Annotated in this window: 7 protein-coding genes; 3 read left to right on the top strand and 4 right to left on the bottom strand. The window is 62.2% G+C overall.

Translation table 11 applies throughout. From position 1 onward, the window contains the following. Positions 1–297 precede the first annotated feature (297 nt). Together ASG74_RS16635 and ASG74_RS16630 are read right to left on the bottom strand one after the other, a co-directional pair. Positions 298–1,398, bottom strand: a complete 1,101-nt coding sequence (locus ASG74_RS16635; RefSeq protein WP_056146326.1) for a DUF3644 domain-containing protein — start codon at positions 1,396–1,398, stop codon at positions 298–300. 75 nt (positions 1,399–1,473) lie between these two features. Beyond that, positions 1,474–1,686, bottom strand: coding sequence for a hypothetical protein (locus ASG74_RS16630; RefSeq protein ID WP_056146324.1), 213 nt, complete (start codon positions 1,684–1,686; stop codon positions 1,474–1,476). 325 nt (positions 1,687–2,011) lie between these two features. Here ASG74_RS16630 and ASG74_RS16625 point away from each other — a divergent pair, with 325 nt between their 5' ends. Beyond that, positions 2,012–2,197, top strand: a complete 186-nt coding sequence (locus ASG74_RS16625; protein ID WP_056146322.1) for a hypothetical protein — start codon at positions 2,012–2,014, stop codon at positions 2,195–2,197. Positions 2,198–2,336: 139 nt separating this feature from the next. Beyond that, entirely contained in the window at positions 2,337–2,921 is a 585-nt protein-coding gene (locus ASG74_RS16620; protein ID WP_056146319.1) for a hypothetical protein, read from the top strand. Between the two features lie 268 nt (positions 2,922–3,189). Here the strand turns inward: ASG74_RS16620 and ASG74_RS16615 are convergent, their stop codons facing one another. Both ASG74_RS16615 and ASG74_RS16610 read right to left on the bottom strand, forming a co-directional pair. Beyond that, a complete protein-coding gene (locus ASG74_RS16615; RefSeq protein WP_056146316.1) occupies positions 3,190–4,125 on the bottom strand; it encodes an acetamidase/formamidase family protein in 936 nt (311 codons plus the stop codon). A gap of 702 nt (positions 4,126–4,827) precedes the next feature. After that, the gene (locus tag ASG74_RS16610; protein ID WP_056146357.1) at positions 4,828–5,901 is read right to left on the bottom strand and encodes a YeiH family protein; all 1,074 of its coding nucleotides are present in this window, start codon (positions 5,899–5,901) and stop codon (positions 4,828–4,830) included. A gap of 154 nt (positions 5,902–6,055) precedes the next feature. Between ASG74_RS16610 and ASG74_RS17965 the strand changes: the two genes are divergently transcribed. Next, a complete protein-coding gene (locus ASG74_RS17965; RefSeq protein ID WP_082569863.1) occupies positions 6,056–6,958 on the top strand; it encodes a LysR family transcriptional regulator in 903 nt (300 codons plus the stop codon). Positions 6,959–6,978 lie beyond the last annotated feature (20 nt).

The raw sequence follows: 6,978 nt of genomic DNA, 5'->3' as shown, positions 1-6,978 counted from the left end.
CTTGCTCAGCGCATCTCAATCGGCGCCGTGGTTTGTGTGGTCGCAGACCTTAGCCAGGGCTGCGAATACTGATTCTGCGCCTCACACACCCCGCGGCAAAGTCGGACGAGCGTAGCCGTCCTCCACGCGGCATGAGCGGACGAGTTCGGTGTACTTCCGTATGGACGCACACCGGCATCGAAGGTCGTCGCTTCGAAGTTGTCATGGCCTCGGCCATGGTCCGCGACAGTATGGGCTTGGACGAGGCGCCTTGCTTGCCCCGCCCTGCGGGTCGGCATCCAGGAGCACCGGAATCTGCTAAGTGGCGCAACCCTCAACCGCACAGACCCGCGGAGTCGGTCGCCGACCAACGGGCTTGTGTGCATCCCATACCGCTGCCATGTCCAGTTGCTCGATCGCGCCCTTCATCGCCCTGTAGGCGTTGTCGGAGAATCGTGGAATGCGCTGGGAGTCGAAGATGAAGACGTGACAAGCACTTGGATCCTGGTCGACGCCTAGATGTCGCCGCAGAGCGGTGCTTCGTGGCCCCGTGAGCCCAACCTTGGAGGCGAGGTCGCTTGCAGAGAGGTAGAACTTCCTCGCGAGGTCGACTTCGCGGATCGCGGCTGCGGGTGACGACTCGTCGGAGATGTATCGAACAGGTGCGCCCGCCTTCTTCGTGAAGTGGACGGTCAGGTTGACGCCGGAGCCTCTGACGCGCGTGGCGACCTTGTCGAGTCGCGGGAACACCGCGGTGCGGGACTGGCCCGCCTTAATGCCCTTCTCGACGCGGTCAACGTCTTTCGACGACACCTGTGTCTCCGGCTCAACGTGTGCCTCCATTGCCAGCAGCGTCCGGATGCGCGCCCTCGCGTCGTGGCTTGCACGTCGGCCGGGCGCGAGCAAGGTGGCGATCTGGGTGTACTCCTCGTCGATGAGAAGCGCGAGGTCGCGCGGTGGGTCGACGGAGAGGGGAAGCACGCGGGAAGGGAGGTGGTCTGCGAGGTGTTCTGCGAAGACGCGCTGCAGGAGGTCGTCGAAGAGCGTGATGCCCGCTCGGGCGTGTAGGTAGAGCAACTGCTCACTTACCTCGTTGAACCAGTGCTGCTCGTCATCCCTCATGGCGTCGATTGCGCGGAGGGTGCCTGCCTCGGTGTCGGTCAGCTGGATCTTGGGGTGGTTGAGCGCCTGCCGGATGCAAGCCTCGAAGCCGATGGACCGTCCAAGCTGCTTGTCGAACACGCGGACGCCGTTCTGCACGAGTGCGGCTTTAAGGAGCATTTCGAAGCAATGCTGCAGGCTGAGTAAGACTTGGGTGACTCGCCCCTCGTCCACGGGTGAGTTGAACGCCGTCGTAGCAACCGTCAGGGAGGACAGCGCCTTCCGACGAAGAACTCGAGCTTCCTGCTTGAGCTTCACGAACTCCCCCTAAACGGTACTTCCCGGACCAGCGCGCGACGGCCGGCCGCAGTATGACTCCTCGCGGTGCGCGGTTCAGTGCTCGTCGGCGGCTTCGGAGGACGTCTTGGGGCCGGTGTAGCCGATCGCGGCCAAGTGCTGCTCAAGGACCTCGTACAACGCGTCGCCCTGGCGCGTGATCAAGTGGCGGCTGGAGCCGTCCGGTCTCCGCACCCGGTAGTGGATCTTTCCCGCCTCGCCGGTGTGTCTCCAGGCGACCTCGAGGAGCGGTTGCGGCAGCTTCGGCATGGCGTCATGGTGTCAGACCTCAGCGGCCGGGTGTGCCTTCTTCGCCGCTTGGCGGGGCGTGCGCATAGCGGCAGGTGCGGACGTTCCAGCACCATGCCACAGCGCTCGCCGGCAATCGTGCGCTCCACTCGTCCGCCGAGTGACCTGACTCCTCGGCAAGGTGGGTGGCGTGAGCGGCATGACTGGGGGCTAAGCCGGCAGGAGCGGTGCCGAGACCTATTCGATTCTGAGCAGTCAGGACTTTCCCACGCGACTTGCTGCGCCATGTGCGGCGGAGAGGTTAACGTCGGCGCAAGCTCAACAGGCCAAGGGAGGGGACCCACTAATGAGTCTCGACAAAGAGTGCGCCATCTGTGGCGCGGCCGTGCGGAACATGGAGCTGCACGCAGACTTTCACACCTCGTTGGACGAGGTGCAGCGCGTTGCTGACGAGGCTGCCGATGACGCCAGTGCGGCATTGGACAAGGCTGAGCACTCAGCCAACATTCTCTATCAACGCAACCTCGACTGAGTTAGAACCGCTTAGCTGAGTGCAAGTCTGTCGTTGACTTCGACGCCCTCGGTCCCCCATCACTGCAGCAGTTCCGGACGTTCTTCGTTGGGCATGATCGGCACGTTCTCGATCTGGGCTGTCATGGATACTGCGACACATGAAGCTCAAGAAGGTCCGCAGGCTGCTCGCCGAAGCGCTTGAGGCACATCGGGTTGTTCGTGTGTGGCGAGACCCTTATGACTCCGCATTTACGGATGGGTTCATCATCGGGCTCACCCACGACTGGGTCGTCATGCATGAAATCGACGACGGGGTGTACCTCGACGGCTTGCTGATGATGCGAGTGAGGGACATCAGCACCGTCATCGATGGACACAATGGCTACGTCGATCGAGCGCTCCGAGGGCTGGGTCAGTCGGTCGCTGAGTTTGCCTGTCCCGACAAGGCAACGGTTCGGGACCTTGTCGTTGCCGCTGCCGGCCTCCATCAGCTCTCGGTCTTTGCACTTGGGGACGAGGATGAGGAGCAACTCATGGTCGGCCGCCTGATCAAGGTCGGCAAGAAGCGTGTCCGGCACCACTTCTTGCGACCCGATGGGACGTGGGCAGCCGACGTCGACCGGTGGAGGTACGAACAGGTCTCCAGCATCCATATCGGGGGTCGCTATCTCGATGCGCTGGCTCAGTTTGGGGACCCGTATCCCGGCGACGGCCCGGGCGCGTCGCCTGAAGTCGGGCGCTGAGGTCACCGCAGAACGGCTGACCGCCTACTGGTTCCTCGACACTCAAAGTCCCGGTAGAGCGGCGGGGACGCGGCGGATCAAACATAAGTTCACAGGGCGCCACCAATCGCGGCAGAAGCGGACGTTTCCTACGCAGACCAAGACTGGAGTCCCCGCAGCATGTTTGCCCACGTTGGTCAAACCTTCTTGGACGATGCGGTAGGAGTCGCAGCCCAAACTGCACACAACGCTGGCGCGGCTCTCGGTGAGATCAGGGCATTTCACCGGTTCATTTCCTGGGCAAGAGGTACTTCTTCTCTATACGAGCTACGGTGACTGCGCCGACTGCCCTGAGTGGGTGGAGCGGGTCAGGCTCTCGCGAGCCTGCGGGCCCTCCTAGTTCAGTGTGGCCCACAGCGCTCAGGACGGTGTACGCATCCTCGCGGCTGAAGCAGTGCTCTGTGACTAAGACGTCGAACAGCGACTCGTAGGCCATAATGACGGAGTCCTGGACCTGCTCGCCCAAGCCGACACAGACGAGCTCGTTACCGGTGTCGATGCGGGGAGCACGAAGTGAGAGGCCCTTCACGACGTCAACGCTTACCGTGGCGGTACCGGCGACCTCGATGGCCACGAAGGACGACTCCCCGCGGCTCATGACGGCGTGGAGGTCGCCAATCGCGAGCAGCGCGCCATGGACCTCGACCGGCAAGTAGACGGTCGAGCCGGGACGGGCGTCGGTGAGGTCCATGTTTCCGCCCGTGGGGTAGGACGGCATGAGTGTGGACCTGATGCCCTCAGACGGCGCTACCCCGATGCAGCCGATCATTGGGGCCACGGGCGTGCTGACCCCGTCAGCTAGCTGCACGGTGCCGTTCTGGATCGGGACTTGACGCACGTACCATTCCTCGCCCATCCGTCCGGCCAGGGCTCCGGCGCCCGGGATGTAAATCGACCAGCCCTGAGGGCCAAGTGTGATGTCGTGGATCGTCACAGCGAGAGCATCGCCGGGCCCTGCATCTTCTACGAAGACCGGCCCGGTGACGGGGTTGCGGGTTGCGGTGATCCTGCCGAGGTCGCGAAACTCTTCCATCTGTTTGTGCGCCGCGTCATCGGTCTGGAAGGTGATCCGTTCGCCGGTGCCCGGTCTGATTGTGAGGGCCGGAGTGATGTCGCGCGCGAAACCTGCCTTGCCGTGTTCTTTTCCAAGGAAGTAGTCCGTCAACGTGCCTGCACCTCTCGCTTAGCCCTCGACATACCTTCCGGAGCGCCACGGCGACGTCCTTGAAAAGCCTCCCAAACAGGCGCTTGTTGCCGTACAAAATACAAGGATCGTGAGCGTAAGGGAAGCGATACCATCCATCATCGTGTCGGTATGACAGGATTAGGGCTAGATGGTGCCTCGCTGATCACCGCGATAAGCTGTATGGCCGCCTTCTTGGCGGACAGTTCGCGGCCGGATGCCAAATCTGGACTGCAGGCTCATATATCTCTTGGTCCCGCAGCAGGCGCTGCGGCGCTTCCCGAGCGAAGCAATTTCCTTGATTGCGGCCTTACTCCGCACGGCGCACCTTTCTGACGCAAGATCTAGGTATCCGGGTCCTTGCTCCCTTCTTTGGGCAACTTGCCCACATGCGGAGTATGGTTAGGAATCAGAGACGAACGAACGTGACGCTACTCCCTGAAATCAGGGATCTACGGTCCCGCAGGAAATGGAGACTCTTTTGCGTGCTTTCGCGACCCTGGGGAACGCGAGTTCGGTCGTCTGGCACTGATTTCTGCGGACGAAACTGGGACGACGCATTAGCTGTCAAAACAGTGATGGCCCGCAGCAATTCGACCCTGCGCGAATGGCTTCGCGCCGCTATCGTGGTTCTAGGACACGAATGAGCTCGGTGGCGCTGGGAGCTCTTGACTGACGTCGTGGTCAACCGATGAGGAGCACACCGGTCGTTGCCACCGCAAAGACCCACACGGTGGAAAGCGCACCCAGCACCACTGGCCTGCCTCCGACCTTCTTGAGCACGCTGACGCGCACACCGCAACCCAACGCGAACATGGCTGCCGATAGAAGGATGGTTTCCAGCACCTTTCCGCCAGCCAAGATTGTGGGGCCAAGGGGCAGCAGTGTTCGGGCTAGCGCGGCTACCAAGAAGCCGGCGACGAAAAGCGGGATCAAAGGAGGTCCACTGTCGCCGACAGGGGCGTCTCCACGCCTACGGAGAAGTCCGATCACCGTGATGACAGGCGCGAGCATGAGTACTCTGGCCAGTTTGACAACCACTGCAGTAGCCAGTGCTCCCCCGCCGAGAATGCCCCCCGCGGCAACAACCTGAGCTACCTCGTGAATCGATCCACCAGCGATGAGGCCCTCCTGGTGGTGGGTGAGGTCCATAAGGCTCAAAATAGCTGGAACGAGCCCGATCATGAGAGTGCCGAACACGACGACGAGTCCAATGGCGGACGCGACGTCCTCCTCTTCCGCCTCAACCGCCCCGTCAACCGCAGCGACAGCGGCAGCTCCGCAGATAGAGAAGCCACAGGCGATCAGGAGTCGCTGCATGGGGGGCACCCCGAGAGCTTTTCCCATCACGAAAGTGCCACCGATACCAAGCCCCACAATCAACAGAACGACGATAATCATGCCTAGGCCCAGCGCAAGAATGTCGCCCAGTGCTAATTGCAAGCCAAGCGCCACAATGCCGAGACGCAGAAGGCGCTTTGCCGCCACCTTCATCCCGGGGGCGAAGGTGTCCGGGATACTCCATAGATTCGTGAGGGCAACTCCGAGCACTATTGCGACCAGCAGGGGGCTAACCGGTGGAGCGACCCATTGCACGAGGAGTGCGACGGCCGCTGCGCCAAGTGCTAAACCGAGCCCCGGCAAAACAGAGGACTGCCTGCGGTCCGTTCGGCGCTCGTCAGCAGGGACGGGGACGGTGGAACTGTCTGGCACCACTGGCGCCGGTTGTCCATTCGCTCCTGAGGTCACCGGACTCATCTTTGGCAACGGGTCAGCGCTAGAGGAGCCCCTTGGGTCGGCGTCTTTATCCATGCTTCCACCTTGCGGCAGCCAGCTAGACCTGGGTACTCCCCAAACTCGGATAAGGTCATAGACGTGGGCTATGACAGGGTCATCAGGGAGGCGCTAGAACATGGCGGACCGTTGGCCAGATCTTGACGTCCTACAGTTGCTTGTTGGCGTGGCAGAGTTGGGCAGCGTGGGTGCGGCAGCGGCACACGTCGGTATAAGTCAGCCAAGTGCAAGCTCCAGCATCACGCGCTGTGAGCGGCGACTTGGGTTTAAGATTCTGGACCGCTCCCCTCGAGGTTCGACCCTGACCACGGACGGCGCCCTGTACGTAGACTGGGCTCGGGACCTGCTGTTCGCTGCAGAACGTATGCAGTCGGCCACTGCCGCTTTGAGATCTGCGAGGGCGGCTCACCTGAGGGTCGCCGCAAGCATGACTGTTGCCGAGTACCTGGTACCGAAATGGCTGGGCGCGTTTAGGCGTAACTTCGCGCGCGTAGACGTGAACTTGTCAGTCCTCAACTCTGACCAAGTCGTCGAGGAGGTGAGCGGCGGCCACCAGGATTTAGGGTTTATCGAGACGACCCAACCGGTGCGAGGATTGCACGTCGCGACTTTGAGACGGGATCAGTTGGTCGTCGTTGTCGCTCCGGACAACGTCTGGGCCCGACGCAGCAAGCCAGTGCCTGCCGCCGAGCTGGCGGCAACCCCGCTTGTGCAGCGTGAGGAGGGATCCGGTACCCGCCGGACCTTTATCGATGCCTGTCGGGCTGCGGGCTTGGAGCCCCCAAACCCAGCGCAGTCTTTGGCCAGTAACACGGCTGTTCGCGTTGCAGCCATGGCCGGGACAGCGCCTGCCGTCCTCAGCCAACTAGCCGTAAGAGATGCAGTTGCAGTGGGAGATCTAGTCGTCGTCCCTGTTAGCGGCATAGACCTTCGCCGCCCTATCCGAGCCATATGGACCGGTCCCAAGCGGGCACTCGGCCCTACGGCCGACTTTCTCTCGCTGGCGCAAGACCCACCCTAACAAGGAATACAGCGCCTAAC

Source organism: Knoellia sp. Soil729, assembly GCF_001427985.1.
In the GTDB taxonomy this organism is placed as follows: domain Bacteria; phylum Actinomycetota; class Actinomycetes; order Actinomycetales; family Dermatophilaceae; genus Knoellia.
This window is presented reverse-complemented; position numbering and strand designations above follow the sequence as displayed.